This is a genomic window from Pseudoalteromonas sp. SG44-1 (genome assembly GCF_014164315.1).
GTDB lineage: Bacteria > Pseudomonadota > Gammaproteobacteria > Enterobacterales > Alteromonadaceae > Pseudoalteromonas > Pseudoalteromonas rhizosphaerae.
This window is the reverse complement of sequence record NZ_JACJEW010000250.1, coordinates 1-407: the sequence shown is the minus strand read 5'-3', so window position 1 is coordinate 407 and position 407 is coordinate 1. Positions and strand designations below refer to the sequence as shown.

Below are 407 nucleotides of genomic sequence, written 5' to 3'. Positions count from 1 at the left end.
ATCTCTATAGCGAAAACGCTACTTAGTAACTTAATTCGCTCTACTAACCACACTCTACGGTGATCAAAGTTTTTACCTGTGTATTTATCATCACCACACAAGAATGCACGTCTCACGCATCGTGAAATTAAGTGATAATAAGATGTGGACGCTAAATCAATAAGCTTTTTTCTTGCCCGGGTCATACATAGCAACTCCTGTTAAACTGTATATAAAAACAGTAGTTGATACTATGGATTTTGCAAAAAATTTGCAAAAAAATGCGCCTGTCCTATTTTTCTGGCCTTGAATAGTGCCATGATTAGGTTAACCGATGAATGTCTAGTGCCCCTACAAATCCATAAGGATATGGAAAAAAGTAGGCTGCGATGAGATCGCAATAAGAGAGCCTCTATATGTGTTTGCCG

At 38.1% G+C, this 407-nt stretch carries 1 pseudogene; it reads right to left on the bottom strand.

The features are described 5' to 3' along the window. Positions 1-185, bottom strand: a pseudogene (locus tag H5187_RS24445) (alpha-amylase family glycosyl hydrolase); the annotation flags it as partial. Between the last annotated feature and the right edge of the window lie 222 nt (positions 186-407).